Origin of the sequence: Sphingomonas asaccharolytica NBRC 15499, assembly GCF_001598355.1 — a bacterium.
Classification (GTDB): Bacteria; Pseudomonadota; Alphaproteobacteria; order Sphingomonadales; family Sphingomonadaceae; genus Sphingomonas; species Sphingomonas asaccharolytica.
In genome coordinates, this window is record NZ_BCYU01000024.1 from 20,669 (window position 1) to 44,515 (window position 23,847).

The following is a 23,847-nucleotide window of genomic DNA, read 5'->3' on the forward strand; positions in this document are numbered from 1 at the left end:
AGACGGCAAATACTCAATCGGTTGGGGTTGCCAGCTTTTCACTGAGGTCCTAGCGCCGGTGGGATTTCTCGGGAGGTTCAGGTTGACCGTCAGATGGCTGGCTGTGCGAGTGCTAGGGGTCATTTTGCGTCGACTGCCACGGTGGTATCGCTTTCGTTTTTATTCGCGCATTGTTGGAAAGCCGTTTGCGCCTGGGGTTTTTCACGATTGGGTCCGCCGTCCGGTCCAGCCGCACAATTATGTCATGAACTTAGACATGGCGGACTGGATGGAGCGGTTCGCCGCCATCGGGGGAATGTTTTATGAGCTGGAGGCCGTCCTCACGGTTGAACGGCGTGTTGGCGAGGGTGACGTATTCATCGACGTTGGCGGAAACGTCGGATTCATAAGCCTAACGGCTTCAAGAATAGTGGGCGCAGGCGGCAAGGTATTCTATGTCGAGCCGAATGCAAAGCTCCGCGCCCGTTTCGCTGACACAATATCTGCCAACCAGATCGCTAACGTCGAGATAGTGCCCGCAGGATTCGGCGCGGTGAGCGGCGAAATGAAGTTGCAGGAAAGTAACCATCACGGGCTGGGCAAACTGACCTCCGGCACTGGCGTAAAGATCGAGCGCGGTGACGTATTGTTGCCCCGTGTCGCCGCAAATGCTTCGCTGTTTGTGAAAATTGATGTGGAAGGATTTGAGGAGATGGCATTGGCCGGGATGCCGGAGATCCGCGCACGGCCACGGACGCAGTTCCTTGTGGAGGTCACTGACGCTTGGCTCAGGGAGCGGGGCGGTGGCGCGGCTTCGCTGATCGAAACAATGGCGGCAGATGGGTACGACGCTTACCTACCAGTTGCGCAGCGCGACGGTTCGCTCGAGTTCCGCCCCGTCGCGGGGCCGTTGCCTCAGAATCAATATGATCTGCTCTTCACACGCGCGCTCTAATAGGTCTCACCGAAACGGAACCGAACGGAAGCGCCGCACGGCAACGCGCCTCTAACGTAACGGTTCTCGCCTCAGACGTTATGGTAGTCGCGGTACCAGTTGACGAAGTTTGGTACCCCCACCTCGATCGGCGTCGTTGGACTGAATCCCAAGTCGCGTTCGATCGCGCTGATGTCGGCGTAGGTCGCGGGCACGTCGCCCGGTTGCATCGGCTGATAGTCGCGGATCGCCTTCACCCCGCAGGCATTCTCGATCAGGTCGATCATCTTGCCGAGCTCTTCGGAGCGATGGTTGCCGATATTGTAGATGGCGTGCGGCGTGCGGCTGCCACCGGCCTTTTCCTCGCCATCGTCCTTGGGCGCCGAATCGAGGCACGAAACCACGCCGGTGACGATGTCGTCGATATAGGTGAAGTCGCGGCGCATATCGCCATTGTTGAATACCGGGATCGGGCGGCCTTCCAGGATCGCCTTGGTGAAGATCCACATTGCCATGTCGGGGCGGCCCCAGGGGCCATAGACGGTGAAGAAACGCAGGCCAGTCTGCGGCAGCCGGTATAAGCTGGCATAGGTCTCGCTCATCAACTCGTCGGCCTTCTTGGTCGCCGCATAGAGCGACAGCGGGTGGTCGACGCGATCCTCGACGCGGAAGGGGAGCTGGTCGTTGCCGCCATATACCGACGAGGACGAGGCGTAGACGAGGTGTTCGAGCTTTCGGTGCCGCGCGATCTCCATCACGTTGAGATGCCCGACCAAGTTCGACTGCACATATGCGCGGGGATTATCGATCGAATAGCGAACGCCGGCTTGTGCCCCCAAATGCACGACGCGGTCGAATTTCTTACCTGCGAGTGCCGCCTCCAGCGCTTCGTGATCGGCGAAGTCGACTGGCACGAACTCGAACCGATTGGTATTGAGTCCGTGGATCAGCGCTAGGCGGTCACGCTTGAGGTTGACCGAATAATAGTCGTTGAGATTGTCGATTCCGATCACGATGTCGGCGCGCTCGAGCAATCGCCGGATCACCCAACTGCCGATGAACCCAGCCGCGCCGGTGACGAGAACCTTCATGCCGTACTCCTATCTCGTCATAGTCTGGCGTCGGGCTGGGCGCCAGCGCGATGCACCCCGAAATTCCTGCAACGCCACAGGTCTGGGTGCAAGCGGGAATCGACGGATTATAGCGTCCAGCGCGCCACGCCGGCTAGGCGAGGGAGCCCGTTCTTGATGTCCGCGAACAATCCGCCGGGGTTGACTAGCGCCGCTAGGCTGTCGCCCATCCTGAGATAATGCGCGTGTGGTACCGCAAGAACGACCGTGTCGTACCGCCGCGAAAGTGCATCGTGATCAATAGTAATGCCGTATTCTCTTGCCGCCTCGCCTGCATTAGCGAGAGGATCGTGCACCGTCACCAAATGTCCCAGCGCGGCGAGACTTGTAACGAGTTCAGCAACCTTTGAATTGCGCAGGTCAGGGACGTTCTCTTTAAAAGTCAGGCCGAGCACCAATGCCGTGCCGGCCTTTCCAACCCGGGCATGGATCTGCTCCGCGAGCCACCGCCCCATCCCGTCGTTAATCTCACGCCCGGATAGAATTACGCGCGGGTCGTGGCCTACGCTCTCGGCGAGGTGGCTGAGATAATACGGATCGACTCCGATGCAGTGTCCGCCGACAAGTCCCGGCTGGAATGGCAGAAAGTTCCATTTGGTGCCCGCCGCAGCCAGCACGTCCCATACCGAAACGCCGATCGCACCGAAGATGTGGGCGATCTCGTTCATGAAGGCAATGTTGATATCGCGCTGAGCATTTTCGATCGCTTTGGCCGCCTCAGCTGCTTTGATCGACGTTGCTCGGAAGACCCCGCCCGCGGTTACGCCTTCATATAAACTGGCGACGCGATCAAGCACGGCGGGCGTCTGCCCCGACACCACCTTAGTGATTCGCTCGATCGTGTGCTCACGGTCGCCTGGGTTAATCCGCTCCGGCGAGTAGCCAAGAAAGAAGTCTTTCCCGCATTTCAACCCGCTCACGCGCTCGAGTTCAGGTCCGCAAATATCCTCTGTGACGCCGGGATACACGGTGCTCTCGTAGACGACCACTGGTGTGCGGTCGGCTCGAATCATTCTTGCCACAGTACGTGTTGCGGCCATCAGGATCGAGAGGTCGGGACGATTGCCCGCGTCAACGGGCGTTGGGACGGTGACGACGTAAAAGTCTGCGGAGGGGCAATCCTCGGGATTGTTTGTCAGGTGAAGCGCGCTCGATGCAACGGCTGCTCCGTCAAGTTCGCCGGTGCGATCGTCGCCAGCCCGAAGCTCGGCGATCCTGGCGGTGTCGATGTCGAAACCCCAGCAGTCGGCCGTTTTCGAAAGGGCGAAGGCCAACGGTAACCCGACATAGCCAAGACCCACCACAACGACCGTTGTACGTTCAACCACGAGTAGCGGACTCCAGCGCCAAGCGACGAAGCCGCCGTTTAAGCGCGGCGGCAAGTTTAGCAAGCGACCCCGTGCGATCGGGCGCCGCCGAGCGGAAATTTGATTGTATGGGTAAAGCGAACTAGGCGGTTATAGATGGACCCGAGGGACTCAGCGAATGGTGCCGTAACTTGGCACGATTCCATAGCGGATGCATTCGATGGGAGGTATAGCCGGTCGCCGCGCTTCATTGAGCGGCTGGCGGTGTGGCGCGACCTGATCGCTCATTATGTTTCGCCGGGCGATCAGGTCCTTGATGCGGGCTGCGGATCGGGCGTGTTCAGCTTCGAGGCGGCGGCGCGCGGCGCGTCGGTCCAGGCGATCGACGGCAGCGCTGAGATGATCGCTATTGCCAGGCGTCGCCAAGACGAATTGGGCGATGCCAGCGTCGAATTCCGCGTTGGCCTGATCGAAGAATTGCGCACGTGGCCCGCCGCCAGCTTCGATGTAGTCATGGCGTCGAGCGTGGTCGAATATCTTCCCGATCTGGCGAGCGAGATCGCCTCGTTCTCCCGGTTGCTCAGGCCGGGTGGCCACCTGATCGTCTCTGTCCCGAATGCCGCGTCTCTCTACCGCAGGGCCGAGCGGGCGCTTTATCGGCTGATCGGCTGGCCGCGCTATTATGCGCATGTACGTTCAATCGCGACGCCCAGCGTCTTCAGGTCGATCATGGCCGGAGCTGGCCTGGAAACGCTCGATCTCCGCTTCTATGCAGATCCGCCGATCCCCTTGACGGCTGCTCGAATGATGGGCGGCAGCGCCGCGCGCAAAACCTTGTTTGTCGCGGTCGGTCGAAAAGCCGGCTGATGGTATCGCCCACGTTTGGAGTCAGCCCACCTTGCCGCGTCTGACGTGTGCGATGACGGCGACCTTGGCGCTCGGATGCGTGCCGGCCGCGCTATCAGGGGCCGGAGACCGCCAGACCGAGTTAGTGCGGGGTTTGTTGGAACAAGACAAAACTGTCGCAACAATTGGCTACCGCCTCGGGACCACCAATGTCGATCTGTGTGTCGAGCATATGGTCGAGAGCGGCATGCTGATCGAGACCTTGGGTCAATATGGTGCGGCGTTCCGGCCCGCCGCGCGACAGGTGTTGGGGCTGAGCGATGGCCCGACCGTCGCGCTGGTCGTGGCGGGATCACCCGCCGAGCGCGCTGGGCTCAAGCCGGGAGACGTGCTCGTCGATGCCGACACTGTACCGTTCGCGGCGGCACCGCCCGCCTCGGCCGATGGGCGATTCGCAGGCATCGAGGCGGCGATGACCGCGCTCGACACGGCGCTGGCCGACGGAAAAGCGCGGCTGACGATCGTGCGCAACGGGCAGCGGCGGACGATCGACCTGATCGGCGTCACCGCCTGCAAGGCGCGGTTTCAATTGGTGCCGGGCGACTATGCCGATGCGGTGGCGAACGGCACATGGGTGCAATTGTCGACGCGGATGGCGGGGTTCGCAAAGACACCCGACGAACTGGCCGCCATCCTCGCGCACGAACTCGCGCACAATGCTCTCGGACATCGCAAGGCCAAGGCGAAAGTCCAGCGTTTGCAAGAGCTTCAGGCCGATCGACTAATGCCTTATCTGATGGCGCGCGCGGGGTTCGATCCCGATGCGGCAGTCGTGCTGTGGCGACGATTTCAGGCGCAGCGACTGGGCGGTCTGTTTCCGAGTGCGACTCACCCTTCCTGGTCGGACCGCGTGCGTGCGGTCGAAATCGAGCGCGTGCGGATCGCCGGCCTGGTGTCCCGAGGCGATACGATCGTCCCACCGGACGATTTGAAGTCGCGGTGAGTGTTGCGCCAGATCAATAGACTCGGGCGGCTGTCTGGGTGTAACGCGCTGTGACAACCGTGCCGCAGCGACTTAAAGGGGAATTGGTCACATGCTGATGAGCCGGGCCGAGGCAGCGACGCGCCCGCGATCTAGTATCTTCGAGTCGTTCCGCGTCGAGGCCTTCGCGGTGTTGGTACTCGCCGTGCTTGTTCCGAGCATGCTGATGAGTCGGCCGTTCCTTCTCGAGAAGTCCAACGCGGCGAAGTTGGTCGGGGGCGTCGACCAAGTCATTCTCGGTGCAGCCATCGGGGCCGTGCTGGGACTTTTTTTGCTTCGACGGGTGACCGCGTTCCCGGGGTCGCGCGTGTTCAGCTACATCGTCCCAAGCTATGCGACATCGTATGGGCTGGTGTTCGCTGCGTTCTTCTTCCTCCGGCTCGATTACAGCCGTGCCTATCTGGGTACGTCGTTCGTGTTCGCAGCGGTGACGTCGTATGCGATCCATTTCTATCTGCTGCGCGCGACGACCAAACCCTTTTACATCGTCCCCTTCGGCAAGACCGCGGCACTGACCGAACTGCCCTATGTCGAATGGATTCCGCTGACCGAGCCGGTCATGCCGCCAGGACGCGAGACGGTGATCGTCGCCGATCTGCGGTACGATCACGACGACAATTGGGAACGCATGCTCGCCGAGGCCGCGGTCAACGGCCATCCGGTCTATCACGTCAAGCAGATCCGCGAGTCGCTGACCGGGCGCGTATCGATCGAGCATCTTTCGGAAAACAGCTTCGGGTCGCTGCTCCCCAATCTCGCCTATCGCAAGATGAAACGCGGTTTCGATCTGTTGCTGACCCTGGTTGCCTTGCCGATCCTGATCGTGCCGATGTTGCTGATCGCGTTGCTGGTGAAGATCGACTCGGAGGGGCCGGTGCTCTTCAAACAGGAGCGAATGGGCTATCGCGGCCGGCCGTTCATGGTGTGGAAATTCCGCACAATGCGCGAATGCACTTCCGAGGAGGCGGCGCGTGACGGATTCATCACCATCGATGACGATCAGCGCGTGACCCGCCTTGGTCGCTTCCTGCGCCGGACGCGGATCGACGAGCTGCCGCAGATGTGGAACATCATCAAGGGCGAGATGAGCTGGATTGGTCCGCGCCCCGAAGCCGTCGCGCTGTCGACCTGGTACGAGCAGGAAATCCCCTTTTATTCATATCGCCACATCGTGCGGCCGGGGATCAGCGGCTGGGCGCAGGTCAACCAGGGGCATGTCGCCGACCTTGCCTCGGTCCATTACAAGCTCAATTACGACTTCTTCTACATCAAGCACTTTTCGGGTTGGCTCGACCTGCTGATCCTGTTGAAGACGGTCGGGACCGTGGTCAGCGGGTTCGGAGCTAAATAGCCGCCGCTCAGGCTGGCCAAAGCCCCCGGGTATCGTAGATCGCCTTGCCCACTCGCCGATTGGCGGCCACCCCACGGAATTCATGATGATCGACCAGCACGACGAGCACCTCGCACTCGTCAAGTGCCTGGTCGAGCGTCACCTTGGTCGCGCCGGTGCCGTTGAACGCCGACGGCAGTGCGTCGACATGCGGCTCGACGACGCGGACGCGGTCGCCATATTTCTTGGCCAGTTCGACCGCGATTTCGAGCGCGGGGCTTTCGCGGAGATCGTCGATATTGGCTTTGAACGACAGGCCCAGGCACGCGATCGCGGCGTCTGGATGCGCGTCCGCGAGTGCCGCTGTGCGCGCGAAGACATAATGCGCCTTGCCGTCGTTGACCTCGCGCGCCGTCCGGATCAGCCGAGCATTTTCCGGGTCGCTGTCGACGATGAACCAGGGGTCGACCGCGATGCAATGCCCGCCGACGCCGGGACCGGGCTGGAGGATGTTGACGCGGGGATGGCGGTTGGCCAGCCGGATGACTTCCCAGACGTCGAGGTCGAGCGTGTCGCAGACGATCGACAATTCGTTGGCGAACGCGATGTTGACGTCGCGAAACGAGTTTTCGACCAATTTGCACATTTCGGCGGCGCGCGCGGTGGTCGCGAGGCACTCGCCGGCGACGAAACCCTTGTAGAAGTCCACTGCGCGTTCGGCACAAATGGTGCTGAGACCGCCGATCGACCGGTCGTTGCTGACCAGTTCCTCGAGGATTTTTCCGGGCAGCACGCGTTCGGGGCAATAAGCGACGCAAACGTCGGTCGCCGCGTCGCCGCCATCGGGGAAGAGCAGATCGGGGCGCGCTTCCTTGAGCACGTCGCGTACCGCCTCGGTGGTGCCGACCGGGCAAGTCGATTCGACGATCACCAGGCTGCCCTTGCGCACTGCCGGGGCTATCGAGCGGGTCGCAGCAAGGACATATTTGATGTCGGGCGCGTGGTTTTCGGTGAACGGCGTCGGCACCGCGATCACGAACACGTCGCTGGGTTCGGGCGCAAGCGCCGCGCGCAGCGATCCCCTGGCGACCATCTCGTGCACCAAAGATTCTAGATTGGCTTCCTCGATATGGATGCGGCCGGCATTGATCGTCTCGACGACATGCGGGCTGACATCGATACCGAGCACCGACGCGCCGCTGCGCGCGATCACCGCGGCGGTAGGCAGGCCAATATAGCCGAGGCCGACGACGCAGACGGTTGCCACCTCAGGCGGCCGAATCGAGGATGATGCGGGCGATCCGCTCGCTGCTTTTGCCATCCCCGAACGGGTTGTGGGCGCGGGCCATTGCTTCATAGGCAGCCTTATCGTCCAAAAGGCGTGAAGCTTCGGTAACGATGACCTCCTCGTCATTGCCGACCAATTTGGCGGTGCCGGCGGTGACACCTTCCGGTCGCTCGGTCGTTTCGCGCATCACCAGCACGGGTTTGGCGAGCGCGGGCGCTTCCTCCTGCACGCCCCCGCTGTCGGTCATCACGAAATGGCACAGCGACAGAAGGCGGACGAAGTTGGGATAATCGAGCGGGTCGATCATCGCCACGTTGTCGATGCCCCCCAGCACCTCGGTCATCGTCGCGCGGACATTGGGATTGGGATGGACCGGGAAGATCACCGCGACGTCCGGGCGATCGGCGATTCGGCGGACCGCCTGGGCCACCGATTTCAGCCCATCGCCGAAATTTTCCCGCCGGTGTGTCGTTACGGCAACTATGCGTTTGCCGGCAAAGCGCGCGGCGATCGGCGCGATCGTCGAGGCGAGTGCGGGATCCGAATCGACCTGTGCTCGCGTTTCTATCAACGCGTCGATCACGGTGTTGCCGGTAACGTGGATCCGCTCCGCCGAGACGTTCTCCGCAAGCAGAGAGTCGCGAGAGGTTTCGGTCGGCGCAAAGTGCAGGTCGGCGATCGCGCCCACGACCTTGCGATTCACTTCTTCGGGCCAGGGATGATAGATGTTGCCGCTGCGCAGCCCCGCCTCGACATGGCCGACCGGGATCTTGCGATAATAAGCCGTCAGCGCGCCGATCATCGCGGTCGCGGTATCGCCTTGGACGATGACGCGGTCGGGCCGGTCGGCGTCCATCACCTTGCCGAGCTCGGTGAGCAGCCGCGCGCTGAGCATATCGAGCGACTGATTGGGCAGCATCAGGTCGAGATCGTGCTCGGGCGTAATCCGGGCGATCTCAAGCACTTGATCGAGCATTTCGCGGTGTTGGCCGGTGACGCAGACGCGCACGTCGGCATCAGTGCGGCGAAGCGCATGGACCAAGGGAAAGAGCTTGATCGCTTCGGGGCGCGTCCCGAAGACCACGAGGATACGGGGACGGGCGGCAGAAGGCATGCACGCCCTTTCCCGGATTGGGTGACGCCAGACAAGCCCCATTCGTCATGGTACGCCTATGCCGTAGCACATATACGGATCATCTAGGGAAGCGGCGATCTGTGCCGAATAGGTCGGAAATGCTGGCCTATCGTCATCAAAATTTAACCGTTCCGGGCGAAGGGCGATGCACGGAAGCCACGGTTGAATAAAAAGGTTTTCGCAAAGCAACGAATCTAGCCTATCGGCGTTTGCGAACTGTTGGCGTTGCGGCCGAATTGGGGCGGGGAACGATCCCGGAACGATCGGCACTATGGTTGACAGTCGGCGCGTTTGTGTGGCAAGCGCGTTGAGAAATTGGAACAGATAACCAAGGGAGTTTGCTAATGGTGCTGTTTAAGTCCGCTGTTGCGGCGCTCGCGTCGGTGGCGCTGGTGGCGACCCCGGCGCTGGCTCAGGCTGCGCCCGCCAAGGGTGCGGTTATGGCCAAGGTCAGCACCGTGCGCGCTGGCGCCGATGCCAAAAATGCCAATCATCTGAAGGGCAGCGGCACCATCGTTGCCGTTCTCGCGGTGATTGCCATCATCGGCGGCATCGTTGCCGCCACCTCGGGTAGCTCGAAGCCCAAGAGCCCGTAAGGCTTCTTTAGTTGTAGAATGAACGGGCGTTACACCTTGGTGTAGCGCCCTTTCTTTTATCACTAGCACAATCGACGCCTCGCCAAAGGGCGAGCTAGTGCTCTTCCTTCGCCGGCACGATTGCCAAGCGGTCAATCCAGACGCTGGCAGGTTGCAGGGTATTGTCCCCCATTCCATCGAAAATCAGCCGCTGTCCCGCACAGCCGCGGGGAACGGTAAAAGAGATCGCGAAGGGGTTCCAGTTGGCGCTCGTCCCTGGAAGAGTCGCCACTACGATCGGTGCGCCGCCGTCGTTTAACGAACACAGAACCCGCACCCGAACACTGCTCGCCTCTTGAGCGCTGTCGAGATACACTTCGCCGGTGAGGCGGTAGCTGCCGGAGCCCAATATCATTCCCTGGCTCGCCAGCGAGACATACGAATCGCTAAACAAGAAATGCAGCGCATTGCCTGGGCGGCCTCCCGGGTCGGCGGAAAGTTCCGCGTAGTTACCTCCAGCATTGCTCAGGTCCCAGCCGAATGGAGCCGGTGGATTGGCGCCATCGAAATCTCCGTTCCGTAACCGTTGATCGCCTCCCTTTCCGTCTGCAAGTGCCCTCCACTGATGATAGAGCGTGGTCGGATCAACGTCGGTTGAGGCGCGCCGAAAATAGGGTGTCAGATCCGCCACGCTCGCGGGATGGCCGGCGGACTGCAGGTCACGGAAGGTCGCGAAGGCGCCTTCCGGCCTGCCGCTCCGACCAAGTTCCTGAAGATAAGAGCTGGCCCAAACAGGATGGGCGCGGGCGATCATCCGGACAATCATCCCGCGCAGAGGTGAACCCTCTTGTAATTGGACGAGCATCGGTATCAACACCTGCCACGTGTCGGAATCTTCATTGAGTAGGATGTCGGCTTCACGCAGAGTGGCGTTGTAATCTCCCAATTCGTATCCACTACGTAACAGCCAAAAATGAGTAGGGAAGTCGCGCAGCGACAATCTGCCCGCCAACGCGAATGCCGCCGCTGCTTGAGAATTTCGGTTGTGCATCGCGTCAACGAAGGCAAGATTTCGCAACGCACTTACTTGCAGCGGTGACCTTAACAGCGCCTCGCGGGCTTTGCCGGCGACTAACTCGATCTGCCTCGCGTCCTTAGCCTTGAAAATCGCCAGATCGGCGTCCGCCGCGAGTGCGTCTGCATGGTGCGGCGCGAATCGCAGTGCGAGGTCGGGCCGTCCGCCCGCAAGGTAGAAACCAAGCGAAATTGGAAGAGTGAACCACAGGAACGCGGTGCCCACAGACAGCGCGACCAAGCCTCTTAACCAAGACATTGCGCGTTCTAGCTCGACTTGAGCAGATGCCTGACCCGATGCATTAGCCCCTTCTCCTGCTGACCGTAGCCGTAATAATTGTAGCCATAGTTATATCCGACGCGCCGCGCGTCGAACTTGGTCAGCACAGCCCCCAGGATATGCGCGTGAACGTCCGACAAGCGCCTGAGCGCGATCCGAGCAGCTTTGGCGCGGGTTTCCTTCGCGGCGATGACGAACACGGTCGACTGAACGTAGCTCGAGATCAGTGGCGCGTCGGCCAAGCCCATGACCGGCGGGCTATCGATCACGATGTTGTCGAAGCGCTGCAGCAGCTCACTCACTAATTCGAGGAGGCGCGTTGTCGCCAGCAGTTCCGACGGGTTGGGCGGCAATGGGCCCGCTGTCATCAGCGAGAGATTTGGGCGATCAGTCGACTGGAGAAGCTCATCCAAATTGTTATGGCCAGCCAACGCGTTGCTCAATCCCTGCACGTTTGCAGTCGCGAATATCTTATGCTGCGACGGTCGGCGCATATCTGCATCGATCAGCAGAGTCCGACGACCGAGATTCGCGAAATTGGATGCGATCGCCAGCGCAGTGGTGGACTTCCCTTCGGATGCACGGGCGCTAGTGACCAGCAGGGCACGCGGCGCGCCTTCTGGCGTCGAGAAGCGCAGCGCAGTCTGGATCGAAAGGTAGGCCTCCGCGACATCCGACTTTCGATCTTGCAGGGCCGTGAGCACGGGCACGCCATCAACAGAGATTGGCACGCTGCCGAGTAGAGGCACACCGAGTTTCAGTTCCAGGTCGTGCGGCGCGATTATTGACTCATCGAGCTGTTCTAGGAGGAAAGCCAAGCCGCCGCCGACGAGCAAGCCGAACAATAATCCGAGCAGCAAGTTTGACGTGGTTTTCGGGGTGAACGGCGCCGTCGGAACAAGTGCGCGATCGACAATTGAAACGTTGTTGGTGCCGACGCCACCCGCCACCCCAATCTCTTTATAGCGCTGGAGAAGACCATCATAGAGAGTACGATTGGTGTCGGCGTCACGTTGGAAGATGTTGTACTGGATACTGCGGCGGCGCAGGTCCAGCACGTCCCCTTTCAGCCCGCTGAGTTTCGATGTGAGTTCATTTTCTCGACCGAGCGCAATCTGATATTCGTTACGTAGCCTGTCGACCACCGCCGCCGACTCGCGGTTCAATTGCTTGTCGATTTCGGCAATCTGCTGGTGGAGTGCGACCATCGACGGGAAGTCAGGCTTATACAGAGGGACTAATTTTTGATACTCCGCCTGGAGCTGGGCGCGCGAACTGCGCAGCGCCGTGATCGTGGCGTCAGTCGCGCCTTCGGCGGTGTCGATGCCGCCCGAAGCGCGCGCGCGACTATACCGCGCTTCCGCGGCAATTCGATCGTTTCGTGCTTGAGCGAGCGCTATATTTGTCGTCGAAAGATCGCTGGCAACGATCGACTGTCCCGGCGCCGTGCGCGTCGAATCGGTCCCACTCGCGGACGATGGCGCGTCGAGATTGATGATCTGCTCGCGGCCCGCATAGTCGACCAGCGATCGTTCGGATTCTTCGAGCTTCTGCCGTAATTGGGCGAGTCGAGTCTCGAGAAACTTGCGCGCATACGCTGACGAATCGTACCGCCGCTGAAGGTTGGATGCTATATAAGCGTCGGCGACCGCGTTCACAACTCGAGCGGACAGGTTGCGGTCAGGACTATCGAAGCTGATGTTGACAAGGCTCGATTGGCGGACCGGACTAACGCTGAGATGAGCGATTACAATACTGGCTGCGCGCAGGTTGCGTTGAGCGCGCGAACCGGTCGGCTCTGGCAACTTGCGCTTTAGGCCGAGCGTACTGTTTGCATAGCCGTAGAGCAGCGTCGCATTATCGGTGAGGTTGAGTTCGCGTACCACCATGTCCGCCAATTGGCGGCTTTTTAACAGGCCGTACTGGGTCTGATAAAATTCTTGGTTCTGGGCTTGCGCCGGCGGGTCAACATCGTTGCCATTGTTCACCACCTTGGCGGCCTGACGATCGATCTCAAGTTGCGCTGTCGCGCGGTATAATCGGGTCGTCGACATCGTTACGACAAAAGCCGCGGCCAGCCCCAGCAGAATCGCTGTTAGCACCACCAGCCGGCGGCGGAGTAGCATCTGCATATAGTGCGTGAGTGCACTTTCCGCCGTCTGCTCCTCGAGAAACGCGGTGAGCTTACGCTCCGCGGGCAGCGCGCCGCTTGTGCCGTCTCGTGCCGGCATTAGCGATTGGGGAAGATCGTTCATGAGGTATCCTAGAGGCCGCCGGCCACGTCAACGCAGCAGATTGAAGACGCCGATGATCGGCAGGGCCGAGATCGCATCCTTGAAGAAGCGGCGACTCTTGCTGTCTGCCACGACGATCACGTCATTTCCATAGACTTGGGGGTTGTCGGCTTGTCCGACGCGAATCGCCTTGACGTTAAATCGCGCTACCATTCGCTTTCCTTCGACCGTGCGAAAGATCAACACTTCATTAAGTAAGGCAAACTCACTTTCGCCACCCGCCATCGCAATGCTATCGAGTAACGTGGTGCGGCCCGGAATCGGAAAAATTCCGGGGCGGGTGACGCTGCCGTCAATGGTGATGTGCTTGCTGTTCGCCTCGACCAGCGTGACGGTAATTTGCGGGTTATTGAGATATTTGACTGACAGCAGCTGCGCGAGCTTGTCTGAAAACTGCTGGGTGGTAAGCCCGGCCGCTGGCACATTACCGAGTAGGGGCATGTTGAAATTGCCATTGGCGTCAACTTCGCCGGTTCGGTCGAGATCCGACGTGCCAAACACCGAAACTCCCAGCTTGTCGCGCGGTCCAATTGTATATTTGTCCTCGGCCGCCATCACATCCGCCATTTGGGGCGGCGGCAATATGGCGATGGGGGCGGCTGCGGTGGCAGCCGCCGGATCATATTTCGTTGTGCTTGCGCAAGCTGACAGAAGCAATGCGGCGCAAGTTATGGATAGGCGTAGGATGATATCCTCCAACGAGCAAACTGCACAGAGACGTGCTTCTATTGTCATGGATGCCGAAAGGAAAGCCGCTTCACCAGCGCGGCGGCAGATTGCGTGTCATCGCGCTCCGTCCCGTCGCCTTCTGCGGCATCCTCGGCGTTCGGGTCGCGCGTCGAAATTCCACGGTCTGGCGATCCGCGCGTCATTAGCGCGAAGCAAAAGGCGAACAACGTCGACAGCGCTGCTGTCCGCAAGGGGTAGTCAACTGCTGAATGGATCAACAGTAACAGCGTGATTAGCGAGGCGGCGCGAGGCGCACGCGCGCCAAACGTCGCGCGCCGGCCGAGCGGTTCCCACGATCGGACAAAGGAGATCACCCAGCACGCAAAGAAACCAACTAGCAAGACGAGGCCGAAGGCGCCCGTCTCAATGAGGATCTGAGCATAATCGTTGTGTGCGTTGTTGAGGTAAGTGAAGTTGAGCACTGCCGGTGTTTCGTAGGACCGGAAAACCGGATCGAAACTGCCCAAACCAGACCCGAACGGGAAATAATCTATGATCATCCGCCAGAAGAACGGGATGTTCTGCAGTCGTACGTCGGGCAGGTCTCCGGGAGTAGCGAACAGTGCCTCGCTCGCCAAATACAACACCACAGTTGCTGCTACGAGGCCGCCAAGCGCGCCGGTCATGACCCACCGTTTCGTGAGCGGGAAACGACCGAACCATCCGATGGAGAAGCCACCTAAGACTGCTAATGCCGAAAGCGAAATCCCGGCGCGCGATCTGGTGGCAACGATCGATACAATCAGAAAGGCGACGACTCCGATCGCCGCTATCGCAGTCGCGGTCGCATATCGCGGCCGTTGGGCGACGATTTCCGCCCTCAGGAACAGCGTAATCACTATTGCCGAACAGAGGAACAGCGATTGATGGTTGGCATTTGAAAAGAACCCGACTGCGGAATCCCTGTTGGTGATCGTATAAAAATACAGACTGCTGTTCGATCCATCTGCAACCTGGGCGAGGCCAATCGCGGCGCTGACGAGGGCGAGTCCGAACACCGCGGCTAAAACAATGCCGGCACTTCGGCTGCTCGCACGCAATCCAAGCATTCCGCCAGCGATGCCGGGGAGCAACGCAGCAAGGGAATTCACGGTCCGGTCCGGCGTGATGCTAATAGGTCGCCACGGGGTTTCTCCCAGGTAGCGGTAAACGGGCACCAGACTCCCGTGCCCTGGCAGCCGCGTCCAGATCGACCATGGCAGCGGGATCAACTGCAGAAGTGGTACTGCAAGCATCCCTGTGACCAGTAGGCCCGACCCCCAGCGAATTCGCCAGTCCCTTGGCGGCACGCGCCAGACCAGCCACACGATGATCGTCATCGCGACGACACGCACCGTGAGCGGCGCTAGCAGATCGAGGCGCGACGCGCCGCCGAAGAAAACAGCGTCCGCCATCAGCACCAGCGCAAGGCGCAGATGCCCCGACCTGTCCTCCCTACTTACCCAATCAGTCACATCGCCAGCTCGCACCCGCAGGCTTGCTGTGGCCCAGACATGGCGGCAAATACACTTGCTTTAGGACCGGTTCGGGGTACGGCGTGGGGCATGATCATCGTCGATATCTTGTCCAGGATTTTGGGTAGGCAGCGGACGTGGCAACTTGGCCGACGATTGTATATGATCGGCCGCGGAGAAGTGGTCAACGACATCGCGAGCAATGGCGAGGCCGAGTTAATGCGGCGCGCGAGCAGAGCGTTTGCGGAGCGGGGAGCGGTCGGCACGTTCCGCGCTTTCGACGTCGGTGCCAATATGGGCAAGTGGACCGAATATATGCTGGCGGCTGCGCGCGACGCGGGGGTGACGGCACGCGTCGATGCGTTCGAACCGATCGACGCGGCGCACGCTGCCTTAGCTGCTAGGTTTGCGGGAAACGCGGCCGTGGTGTTGCACAAGACTGCGGTGTCTGATCACGTCGGCGAGGCCGAGATGTTCGTTGCTGGCGAAACTGCGGGAACCAACAGCCTGCTGCCGGTGGCTGCTGACGCTATTGGACGCCAAGTTGTACCGCTCACCGATATACCCACCGTGATGGACGAGCTCGCTGTGGCGACCATTAACCTTCTCAAAATAGACGCGGAGGGGCATGATTTCACCATCCTGCGCGGTATCCTGCCCAAGTTTCGCTCGGGTGCCGTCGAGGTCGTGCAGTTCGAATATAACTGGCGGTGGCTCGTCAATGGTGCCTCGCTGCGCTCGGTGTTCGACCTGATTAGTGCGCTTGATTATGAGGTTGGCCTCATGGAAGGCAGCGAAGTCCAACTGTTCGACTGGTCATTTGAAATCGATCGCTTCTTCGAGCGCAACTATGTGATCGTGCGCAGCGATATGGTCGCCGCGCTGGGTGCGCGCCGATTGAGATGGAACGAAAACAATCTGTTGGTCCCTGCGTGATTTTCTAATGGTGAAAATTCTAGCACTTCTGACCGACTGCTTCGGCGGGAAAGGTGGCATTGCCGCGTATAATCGCGCGCTCCTCACGGCTCTTGTGGAGGACCCATGCGTATCGTCGGTGGTAGCTGTTCCGCGGCAGGGTGGCGATTTTACGGAATCGCTCCCGCCGCAGCTTTATCTCGACCGCAGCGGTTATGGTGGCCGAACGGCGTATCTGCGTACCGCGCTATGTCGCGCGGCGCGCGACGGCCCCGACCTCATCTTCTGCGGTCATGTAAATTTGACGCCGATTGCGTGGCTGGCGGCGAAGTTATCGGGAGCGCCGTGGATACTGCAGATCCACGGGATCGACGCTTGGCAGCCCTCCCGCCGGGCGATGGCGCGCTCGGCGACGCAGCGGGCCGATCACGTCATGTCGGTAAGTCAGCTAACCCTGGACCGGTTTTTGAGTTTCTCTCCGCGTCTGGCGGCACATGCCACTCAGATCCCGCTGCCCCTCGATCTTTCGGCGTTCGGCGATGGCCCTAAAGATACTAAGCTGCTTGCGCGCTACGGTCTGCAAGGACGGAAGGTGGTCATGACTTTCGGCCGCCTGTCCGCGCTCGAACAATATAAGGGCTTCGACGAAATTATCGATCTGATGCCCGAGCTCATTCGGGTCCGTCCTGATATCGCCTATCTTGTAGCCGGCGACGGAGACGATCGCGCCCGGCTGGAGGCGAAGGCCGCCAAGCTAGGCGTGTCCGATAGAATCGCGTTCACTGGCTTCGTGCCAGAAGCCGAGAAGGTTGCAACTTACCGTCTCGCGGATGCATATGTGATGCCTAGCACCGGGGAGGGGTTCGGATTTGTACTCCTCGAGGCGATGGCCTGCGGGATACCAGCCGTCGCAAGCACGCTAGATGGCGGGCGCGAGGCCGTACGCGACGGCCTACTCGGTAGGCTAGTCGATCCGCGCGACCGTACCGCGTTGATGGACGCAATTCTCGCCGCGCTGGATCAGCCGCGCGGCGTGCCGCCCGGGCTCGACTATTTTGCGGTCGAGAAGTTTACCGAGCGTGTCCGGGCGGTAGCTAAATCGGTTGTCGGAAGATGACCAAGCGGCTTCGCGCGCCCGCCGGAGGGGCGCGCGTCGGACTCGACATAGCAACGCAATTCTTGTCGGTCGGAACCAGCTTTATCGACCGCTTGTTCCTCACCGGGCTAGCGCTGCGTGTCCTTGGCGTGGCTGGGTTCGAATATTGGTCGGTTGCAATGTCGCTATCGGCGCTTCTGTCGGTGCTCGATTTCGGGTGCCTGATGAATTTCTCCAACATGGTTGTACATGCAAAAGAACGCGGCGATCGTGCGCTATCGGCTCGCATTTATGGGCGTGCGAATACCATATTCCTAGTGATCGGTTGCGCCGCTGCGCTGGGCGGACTGACTATCGCGCTATCGCCCGCGCTGCAGAATTTTCTTGGCTTAAATGCCCGCCAGTTTGTCGGGCAGGCACCGATCGTCCTGGGGCTATTCGCTGTAGCAACAGGATTTAAGCTGACTGTGTCCAACGCGATGGCCGCCTATCGAGCCAATTTGCAATTTGCGAGGGGAAGCACGATCAGCGCGTTTGTCGATTTGTTGCGGATTCTGGGAACGATAGCCGGACTGCAGATCGGCGGCCTTGTTGGCGCCGCTGCCGGACATGCATTTGGCATCTGCATCGGACTGTTGCTGATGATGGTGGATATATCCCGGACGATGCCAGAGTATCGCTATCGTTTGCGTTCGCCCCGCTCCGAGGAAATGCGGGGCGTGTTTGGTACGTCACTAGCGTTCGCCGCGCCATTCATTCCCATCACGATCATGAACCAGGGGCCTGTCCTTCTGCTCAACGGTCACGCGGCTTTAGGAAGCAGCACGGTAGCCATCTTCGTCCTACTACGGACCCTTAGCAGTGTCATTCGCACGATCATGCTCAAGGTGACGAACGTTCTTGGCATGGAGGCGGCCCGTCTCGCCGTTCGCGGCGAGGAAGGTGTGGCGCGCCGCTTGCTCGATTTAATGGGGTGGCAGATGACAGCTATCACATCCTACCTCGCCGGCGTCCTCCTCGCGGGCGGCAGTATTTTCGTCCAGTTTTGGACAGGAAAGTCGGGGTTGTTTGACCCACTCGTTCTGGCCATGATGCTTGCGCCGCTGGTGCTCACGCCGACCTACCTAGTCGCGACCTCCTTCCTGCAATATCGTAACACGCCGCGGGTTTGGACAGTCGGAATGTTCGCACAGCTGCCAGCGGCCGCACTGGTCTATTTCGGACTGGCAGGGCAGAGCGAATTGCTGCGGATCAGCGCCGCGGCGTTCTTGGGCGAGTTGGTCGGCCTAGCCATTCCGGTGACACTGGCGATCGGGGGGGGGGTACACATTACCATCATCCGCGAGATCTCGCGCACGGTCGCCGCAGCCGTGCTCACAGCCGTGGCGTATATGACAATGCGCTGGCTGATCGAGCAACTTGGCATGAGCCTGGGCGGATTAGCGGTCGGGTCTATGATCATGTTGCTGCCCTATGTGGCGATCGCCGCGCTGCCGCTCATTCCAATTCGGGCCTTACTAATGGAGCGGCGGTGATGACATTGCCGAAGGTCTCGGTCCTCTTCCTGACCTTTAACAGGGCACACACGCTTGTCGCTACATTCGAATCATTCGTGGCGCGGATAGACTATCCCCGTGATCGGTTGGAATTCATCCTATGCGACGACGCTAGCCATGAATTTCATCAAGCGATTAATCGCGCGCTCGATTTCGATGTTAAAATCTGCGCCCGGCGCAATCAAGGATTGGGCGCCAATACTAACAAGGGCCTTCGTGCGGCGACTGGTGACTTCATCCTGCAGCTGCAGGATGACTGGCTTTTCGTTGGGGAGCCAGATTTCCTGAGCGTCACCATCCGCGCGCTGCAGGCCAATCCCGATATCGGCATGATCGCCTTTCGTGCGCGTCCCAATCTCGCGGTTGCCTCAACCCGGGATGTGGGCAGCAGGCAGTTCGACGTTCTGATCCCCGATTTCGACAACAACGGTGAGGTCGAGCATGTCGGGCGCGGCGTCTATACAGATACACCGCACGTGAAGCGACGGAATTTCCACGATATCGTTGGTTATTATGTCGAGCAGATCCCGATGACCGAAATGGAGCTCGCAATGACTCGCGCGGTATCAACGCGACCCGACATGGTGGTCGCCGTAATGCGTGGGCCCGAGGTCTTTCGCCATATCGGCGACGCCTATTCATTTAACCCCGGCGCCAGACGCGCTCGGTTGATCCAGCGACTGGCGACGATCCCAGGCGGCAGCGCATTGTTTGCGCTGGCTCGTGCGGCCAAGCGAGCGGTCAGCCGCCGACCGGCGCGTGTACGATGAAGTCGAGTAGTTCCACAGCTCGACGATCGGTGCCATACGCCGGTACTGTACGTGCGTACCCGCGATGAATGATCGCGCGTCGTTCCTCGTCGTTCCGCAGATAGTGATCGATCGCTTCGATGAGGTCCGTCGGAGTCGAAAACACCGCCATCTCGTGCGGAACATCGTAATAGGTACGTAACTCCGCGCTGTCGATGTGCAACGCGAAACCGCCGCACGCAGGAATTTCAAATGTCCGAGTGGAAACGTGGTCGATCCAACCCGTGCGGTGGTGCGGACCGTAATGCACACCGATGTTGATCCGACTTAGTTCGTAAACTTTGGCCAGATAGTCGCCGAGCATCGGCCTTCCCATCACGTACCGCTCGAGCGGAGTCCCAGCGGCGAGCTTGCGCCAGCCGTGACCGAAGACCGCGAAGCGGCGGTCCGGAAACGCCTCGGCAATCGCAGCAAGCCACTCCACCTTATAGTGAGAGGCTGTGCCGACATAGCTGATGTCCCACTCATACCTCTCGACGCCCCCCACCGGATAGAGCGGCCGATGAACCTCGGATGCGTAACCATGCGGGATATGCGTGAATCGTCCTTCACCGAATCGTTCACGAAGGTGGTCGAGATGGAATATCTTGGTCGTTACGAACAGATCAAACGTGTCGATCAGTCTGGCCGATATTCGTGGATGGTCGTAGTGATAGTCCGGATAGAAGTTGACCGTCCGCACGCCTGTTTGTTGAAGCCTGATCAAGGTGCGTGGCTTGATGTCGTTGCCCTTACATGCCAGCAAGATCTGCGCCTCGGTTTGGCGTGCCTGACGAAGGATTTCGGCGTTATATTCAAGCCGTGCCATGGGCTCAATAAACCGCGACAGCGGACCGGCTGCCGCGAAGTAGGTGCCGATGTCGATCTCGGTCACACAAGTTCCCGCCCGGCGCAAACCGTTGGCGAGCGCGTAGGCGGTCGACCCGCGCCAGAACTCGCCTGGCATGAGGATACTCCGGTCGCTTCCCTCGAACAGCGCGGCAATCGAATTGTTGGTCAAGCGACAACGCCCGGGAAGCGGATGCGCACCAGCTCGTCGATCGAGCAAGCGCGCTGCGTGATGCTATAAGCGGGGTTTGCTCGTTCGCTCGCTCGCTGGGCCGCGGTGCGGGCTAGATCGAGGTTGTTCAAATAGTACGCGACCTTTTCGGCGAGCTGCGCCGGCGTCGAAAAGACGTCGATTTCATTGCCGACGTTATACAATTCGCGCACTTCCTGATTGTCGATATGCAGCATGAAACCGCCATACGCTGGAATCTCGAACGTTCGGCGCGACACGAAATCCTCCCAGCCTGTTCTTGCGTGCGTGCCGAAATGTACCGCAAGGTTGATGCGACTGCGCGCGGCGAGCCTCGATAGGAAATCGCCGATCAACGGGTAGCCCAACACCTTCGACTCGAGCGGCGTGCCTCTCGCGATTTCCCAGCCGTTACCCACAACCAGCATACGAATAGCGGGCAGGCGAGCGGCGACCGCCTGAAGATAAGATAGTTTGTGCGGCGAGGCATTGCCGACGAAGCAAACGTCCCAGAGCATGTCAGCCGGCGCGTCGGTCTCGGCGGGCATCCCGACGCTGGAATAACCGTGATGCAGAAACACGACACGGTCACGCCCGGCGATCGCTGCCAGCGCATCTACCTGAAAGCTCTTGGTCGTCACGATGAGATCGAAATGTGCGAATTTCTCTTCGGTCACGCCAGGATGATCGAAATGGTAATCGGGGTAATAGACCAACCGGACCACGCCCCTGCGGCCAAGTTCCTCAAGCGTGCGTGCCGTGATGAAATTGCCCTTCACGGTTAGCATGATCTTCGCGCCGATGCGCTCGACGGCTTCAATGATCGCGTTATTATAGCGTCGCAGGAAATAGGGTCGCAGCGCCCGCGCCGTCGCGCGATGCGGCAGCGAACGGCCGGCCGGATCGAATTCGCGCAGTTCCACGCCGTCGATGCGCCAATTGCAGGCACGCAACCCGCTGGCGAGATCGTAGCCAGTGGATCCGTACCATAATTCGGTAGCGGCAACGGCGTCGATTGGCGGCGCCCCACAGCTGGCGACCGATCGCGCGGCAAGGTCGGAGTCAGGCGCCGGCATAACGCAACGCCTCCTTCACGCCCGCGACGCTGCGCGCGATCGACAGTTCGTCAAATATCCTCCGCGACCGCACGCCCATCGCCGCCAACCGCGCGGGATCCTCGCCAATCTCGAGAACGATGTCGACCAGTCGTTCGATATTGCCACAGGGGAAGGACAGGGCATTCTCACCCGGTCGCGCGACATCCGTCGCGCCCATTGCCCCGACCCGGTCGCTGAGGATCATAGGCAGGCCAACACAGGCGGCTTCTGAACAGATCAGGGGATGCGGGTCGTGTTGCGACGGATGGACGAGGATGTCGCTCGCCGCATAGAGCGGAGGGAGCCTGTCGACATTGACGAACCCGGCGAAGATGGCGGGTAGGCTTTCAGCCTTGGCAGTGGCGCTTAGGGTGTTGGTTAGCTCGCCGTTGCCAAGAAACAGGGCGCGATAGCCAGTACGGTTGCGATCCTGAAGTACCTTCAGCGCTGCAATTAGGTCGTCGGGCCGTTTCCGGGCGGACAGCTTGCCGACGAATAGCAAGACCTTGCAGTCGTCGGGAATGCCTAGTTCAGCGCGAACCGCCGCGCGATGTCGCGCGCGATCGTGTGCCGCTGCGCGGAAGCTCGCTTCGTCGATCGTGAAGGGCGACCGGAAAATTGCTTCGTCCCTCGCGCCATAGTCGCGATAATGGTCTTCGTTTCGATCACCAACCGACAGGAAGGCGGTACAGGCGCCGTAGACCCGACGCACCAGGACTGACTTCGCAACTCGCTTCCACCACGCGCGGTGCTGCAGCTGTTCGCTGTCGCTGATCATCATCACCGGCACGCGATGTCGCCGCGCCCAGAATAGTGCGCGCAGCGGGTTCATCTGGGCATAACCGTAGATAATGATCGCGTCAGGCCTCGCCGCCGCGAGCCGCTCGGCCACGCGCGGACTGTTCATGCTCCAGAAACTGACCTGACGACCCTCGCGGCTATCCAGGAACTCATGCGAGTACCCAGCGAGCATGTCCATGTTCCAAGCGATCTCGGAACGCATTTCCTCGTCATAATAGGGCGTCACGCCAATAGGTGCACTGAAGATGACGTGGAGGTCGATTGACGCGTCTGCGGCAAGCGCGCGATAGAAACTGACGAAATGCTGAATCGGGTGCGATACCGCGACGACCAACCGGGTTCGGGCGGTGTTATCTCTTGCCATTGGCCACGTCTTCGATGTGGTCGAACACTGCGACGCAGCCGTAGCGGTCGATCTGCCGGAATGGGATTGCGCGGGGCAACTCCTCGAGAAATGCCTCGTATCCGCCATAGCCGTCACGGTCGTGCGTCTCGATAATGATGCGTCGCGCCCGGGTCAGCGCTGCGGCATCCTCGCGCAGTATTTGCCACTCGACGCCCTCTACGTCGCTGACCAGACAAAAGTCGTCGAATGCGTGATGCTCGATCAGCCCCGCAAGAGTGACGGCCGGCACCTCGATGGTCTCACCCGCTCTCTGGCTGTCGTCGATTCTGCCGCCGAGCGAGGTGGGACCGATCGCAAAGCGCACGCTATCGGTGCCGTAGGCGATTGCCACTTCCTCGACGACCACGTCACGCCGGCCATTCAACTCGAGATTGCGGCGCAGAATAGTTGCGAGACGTGGATCGGCCTCAACAACGACATGGCGGCGGCCTGGGTTGAGCAGCCCGCGGATGGTCGCGGTCATCACGCCGATGCTGCCACCGAGCTCGAGCGCATCTCGATCGCGCAAAAGATAGCGATGGACGAAACGATACTCCGCCGATTCGTAAGCGCCGAATAGCAAGGCGGCCTTTACTCCGTCATGAACCAGCGGGTCACTGGTGTCGACGGTTAGGCCGCGAAATGGAATCCGGTTGCCGAGAATGGTCGCCGCGAAACGGCCAACCGCAGGGCGGATCAGGGCAGCCCCGACAGCGCTGGCAACCTTGGCGCGAAGCGGCGTTCCCATCACAGCAACCGCGAAAAAGCGACCG

At 60.4% G+C, this 23,847-nt stretch carries 21 protein-coding genes; 9 read left to right on the forward strand and 12 right to left on the reverse strand.

The genetic code is table 11. The annotated features are described in order from the left end of the window. Nucleotides 1-256 precede the first annotated feature (256 nt). Nucleotides 257-934, forward strand: a complete 678-nt coding sequence (locus SAS01S_RS08775) for an FkbM family methyltransferase (RefSeq protein WP_169804924.1) — start codon at nt 257-259, stop codon at nt 932-934. 71 nt (nt 935-1,005) lie between these two features. Here the strand turns inward: SAS01S_RS08775 and SAS01S_RS08780 are convergent, their stop codons facing one another. Together SAS01S_RS08780 and SAS01S_RS08785 are read right to left on the reverse strand one after the other, a co-directional pair. Further along, nucleotides 1,006-2,004: a GDP-mannose 4,6-dehydratase gene (locus tag SAS01S_RS08780; protein WP_066807234.1), complete on the reverse strand. Its 999-nt coding sequence runs from the start codon at nt 2,002-2,004 to the stop codon at nt 1,006-1,008. 107 nt (nt 2,005-2,111) lie between these two features. Further along, nucleotides 2,112-3,371: a nucleotide sugar dehydrogenase gene (locus SAS01S_RS08785; protein ID WP_066807286.1), complete on the reverse strand. Its 1,260-nt coding sequence runs from the start codon at nt 3,369-3,371 to the stop codon at nt 2,112-2,114. A gap of 243 nt (nt 3,372-3,614) precedes the next feature. On the opposite strand from SAS01S_RS08785, the gene SAS01S_RS08790 reads away from it, so the two are divergent. From SAS01S_RS08790 to SAS01S_RS08800, 3 genes are all read left to right on the forward strand, one after another. Then, complete coding sequence (locus SAS01S_RS08790) at nt 3,615-4,217, forward strand: class I SAM-dependent methyltransferase (RefSeq protein ID WP_066807236.1); 603 nt, start codon at nt 3,615-3,617, stop codon at nt 4,215-4,217. 136 nt (nt 4,218-4,353) lie between these two features. Next, on the forward strand, nt 4,354-5,199 hold the full coding sequence (locus SAS01S_RS08795; RefSeq protein ID WP_169804925.1) for a M48 family metallopeptidase: 846 nt from the start codon (nt 4,354-4,356) through the stop codon (nt 5,197-5,199). Nucleotides 5,200-5,290: 91 nt separating this feature from the next. After that, on the forward strand, nt 5,291-6,589 hold the full coding sequence (locus SAS01S_RS08800; protein ID WP_066807240.1) for a sugar transferase: 1,299 nt from the start codon (nt 5,291-5,293) through the stop codon (nt 6,587-6,589). A 7-nt stretch (nt 6,590-6,596) separates the two neighbouring features. Here SAS01S_RS08800 and wecC read toward each other — a convergent pair whose 3' ends face one another. Beyond that, nucleotides 6,597-7,835: a UDP-N-acetyl-D-mannosamine dehydrogenase gene (gene wecC, locus SAS01S_RS08805; RefSeq protein WP_245656818.1), complete on the reverse strand. Its 1,239-nt coding sequence runs from the start codon at nt 7,833-7,835 to the stop codon at nt 6,597-6,599. A 1-nt stretch (nt 7,836) separates the two neighbouring features. Continuing rightward, the gene (gene wecB / locus SAS01S_RS08810) at nt 7,837-8,970 is read right to left on the reverse strand and encodes a non-hydrolyzing UDP-N-acetylglucosamine 2-epimerase (protein WP_066807241.1); all 1,134 of its coding nucleotides are present in this window, start codon (nt 8,968-8,970) and stop codon (nt 7,837-7,839) included. 365 nt (nt 8,971-9,335) lie between these two features. Between wecB and SAS01S_RS08815 the strand changes: the two genes are divergently transcribed. After that, nucleotides 9,336-9,587, forward strand: coding sequence for a hypothetical protein (locus SAS01S_RS08815; protein WP_066807243.1), 252 nt, complete (start codon nt 9,336-9,338; stop codon nt 9,585-9,587). Between the two features lie 94 nt (nt 9,588-9,681). On the opposite strand, the gene SAS01S_RS08820 is transcribed toward SAS01S_RS08815, so the two are convergent. The 4 genes from SAS01S_RS08820 to SAS01S_RS08835 all read right to left on the reverse strand — a co-directional run bounded on the left by SAS01S_RS08820 (nt 9,682) and on the right by SAS01S_RS08835 (nt 15,397). Further along, a complete protein-coding gene (locus tag SAS01S_RS08820; RefSeq protein ID WP_218016273.1) occupies nt 9,682-10,881 on the reverse strand; it encodes a hypothetical protein in 1,200 nt (399 codons plus the stop codon). 26 nt (nt 10,882-10,907) lie between these two features. Next, a complete protein-coding gene (locus SAS01S_RS08825) occupies nt 10,908-13,175 on the reverse strand; it encodes a GumC family protein (protein WP_084238700.1) in 2,268 nt (755 codons plus the stop codon). Between the two features lie 27 nt (nt 13,176-13,202). Further along, nucleotides 13,203-13,769, reverse strand: a complete 567-nt coding sequence (locus SAS01S_RS08830; protein ID WP_169804926.1) for a polysaccharide biosynthesis/export family protein — start codon at nt 13,767-13,769, stop codon at nt 13,203-13,205. A gap of 176 nt (nt 13,770-13,945) precedes the next feature. Beyond that, nucleotides 13,946-15,397: an O-antigen ligase family protein gene (locus SAS01S_RS08835; RefSeq protein WP_169804927.1), complete on the reverse strand. Its 1,452-nt coding sequence runs from the start codon at nt 15,395-15,397 to the stop codon at nt 13,946-13,948. Between the two features lie 90 nt (nt 15,398-15,487). Between SAS01S_RS08835 and SAS01S_RS08840 the strand changes: the two genes are divergently transcribed. The 4 genes from SAS01S_RS08840 to SAS01S_RS08855 are packed head-to-tail and all read left to right on the forward strand — an operon-like array spanning nt 15,488 to nt 19,734. Continuing rightward, nucleotides 15,488-16,333, forward strand: coding sequence for an FkbM family methyltransferase (locus SAS01S_RS08840; RefSeq protein WP_169804928.1), 846 nt, complete (start codon nt 15,488-15,490; stop codon nt 16,331-16,333). A 7-nt stretch (nt 16,334-16,340) separates the two neighbouring features. Then, entirely contained in the window at nt 16,341-17,429 is a 1,089-nt protein-coding gene (locus SAS01S_RS08845) for a glycosyltransferase family 4 protein (protein ID WP_066807255.1), read from the forward strand. Then, a complete protein-coding gene (locus SAS01S_RS08850) occupies nt 17,426-18,943 on the forward strand; it encodes a hypothetical protein (RefSeq protein ID WP_066807257.1) in 1,518 nt (505 codons plus the stop codon). Before SAS01S_RS08845 ends, SAS01S_RS08850 begins: the two co-directional genes overlap by 4 nt. Then, nucleotides 18,943-19,734 carry a glycosyltransferase family 2 protein gene (locus SAS01S_RS08855; protein WP_066807259.1) on the forward strand — a complete coding sequence of 264 codons (792 nt, stop codon included), beginning with the start codon at nt 18,943-18,945 and terminating at the stop codon, nt 19,732-19,734. The genes SAS01S_RS08850 and SAS01S_RS08855 overlap by 1 nt, the downstream gene beginning before the upstream one ends. On the opposite strand, the gene SAS01S_RS08860 is transcribed toward SAS01S_RS08855, so the two are convergent. Genes SAS01S_RS08860 through SAS01S_RS08875 form a run of 4 tightly spaced genes read right to left on the reverse strand, consistent with a single transcriptional unit; the run spans nt 19,706 to nt 23,822 of the window. Further along, on the reverse strand, nt 19,706-20,773 hold the full coding sequence (locus tag SAS01S_RS08860) for a CgeB family protein (RefSeq protein ID WP_066807261.1): 1,068 nt from the start codon (nt 20,771-20,773) through the stop codon (nt 19,706-19,708). The genes SAS01S_RS08855 and SAS01S_RS08860 overlap by 29 nt on opposite strands. Then, complete coding sequence (locus SAS01S_RS08865) at nt 20,770-21,867, reverse strand: CgeB family protein (protein WP_066807263.1); 1,098 nt, start codon at nt 21,865-21,867, stop codon at nt 20,770-20,772. The genes SAS01S_RS08860 and SAS01S_RS08865 overlap by 4 nt, the downstream gene beginning before the upstream one ends. Next, the gene (locus tag SAS01S_RS08870; RefSeq protein ID WP_169804929.1) at nt 21,854-23,053 is read right to left on the reverse strand and encodes a glycosyltransferase family 4 protein; all 1,200 of its coding nucleotides are present in this window, start codon (nt 23,051-23,053) and stop codon (nt 21,854-21,856) included. Before SAS01S_RS08870 ends, SAS01S_RS08865 begins: the two co-directional genes overlap by 14 nt. Continuing rightward, nucleotides 23,040-23,822 (reverse strand): FkbM family methyltransferase, encoded by a 783-nt coding sequence (locus SAS01S_RS08875; RefSeq protein WP_066807266.1) that lies wholly within the window; start codon nt 23,820-23,822, stop codon nt 23,040-23,042. The genes SAS01S_RS08870 and SAS01S_RS08875 overlap by 14 nt, the downstream gene beginning before the upstream one ends. Between the last annotated feature and the right edge of the window lie 25 nt (nt 23,823-23,847).

Excerpts from the sequence above, each read along its gene's own strand:
- SAS01S_RS08830 (WP_169804926.1), bottom strand. The coding sequence starts at position 13,769 with ATGGCGGCCGAGGACAAATATACAATTGGACCGCGCGACAAGCTGGGA.
- wecB (WP_066807241.1), bottom strand. The coding sequence starts at position 8,970 with ATGCCTTCTGCCGCCCGTCCCCGTATCCTCGTGGTCTTCGGGACGCGC.
- SAS01S_RS08775 (WP_169804924.1), top strand. The coding sequence starts at position 257 with ATGGCGGACTGGATGGAGCGGTTCGCCGCCATCGGGGGAATGTTTTAT.
- SAS01S_RS08875 (WP_066807266.1), bottom strand. The coding sequence starts at position 23,822 with ATGGGAACGCCGCTTCGCGCCAAGGTTGCCAGCGCTGTCGGGGCTGCC.
- SAS01S_RS08825 (WP_084238700.1), bottom strand. The coding sequence starts at position 13,175 with ATGAACGATCTTCCCCAATCGCTAATGCCGGCACGAGACGGCACAAGC.
- SAS01S_RS08840 (WP_169804928.1), top strand. The coding sequence starts at position 15,488 with ATGATCATCGTCGATATCTTGTCCAGGATTTTGGGTAGGCAGCGGACG.
- SAS01S_RS08815 (WP_066807243.1), top strand. The coding sequence starts at position 9,336 with ATGGTGCTGTTTAAGTCCGCTGTTGCGGCGCTCGCGTCGGTGGCGCTG.
- SAS01S_RS08850 (WP_066807257.1), top strand. The coding sequence starts at position 17,426 with ATGACCAAGCGGCTTCGCGCGCCCGCCGGAGGGGCGCGCGTCGGACTC.
- SAS01S_RS08800 (WP_066807240.1), top strand. The coding sequence starts at position 5,291 with ATGCTGATGAGCCGGGCCGAGGCAGCGACGCGCCCGCGATCTAGTATC.
- SAS01S_RS08855 (WP_066807259.1), top strand. The coding sequence starts at position 18,943 with ATGACATTGCCGAAGGTCTCGGTCCTCTTCCTGACCTTTAACAGGGCA.
- SAS01S_RS08780 (WP_066807234.1), bottom strand. The coding sequence starts at position 2,004 with ATGAAGGTTCTCGTCACCGGCGCGGCTGGGTTCATCGGCAGTTGGGTG.
- SAS01S_RS08870 (WP_169804929.1), bottom strand. The coding sequence starts at position 23,053 with ATGGCAAGAGATAACACCGCCCGAACCCGGTTGGTCGTCGCGGTATCG.
- SAS01S_RS08865 (WP_066807263.1), bottom strand. The coding sequence starts at position 21,867 with ATGCCGGCGCCTGACTCCGACCTTGCCGCGCGATCGGTCGCCAGCTGT.
- SAS01S_RS08845 (WP_066807255.1), top strand. The coding sequence starts at position 16,341 with ATGGTGAAAATTCTAGCACTTCTGACCGACTGCTTCGGCGGGAAAGGT.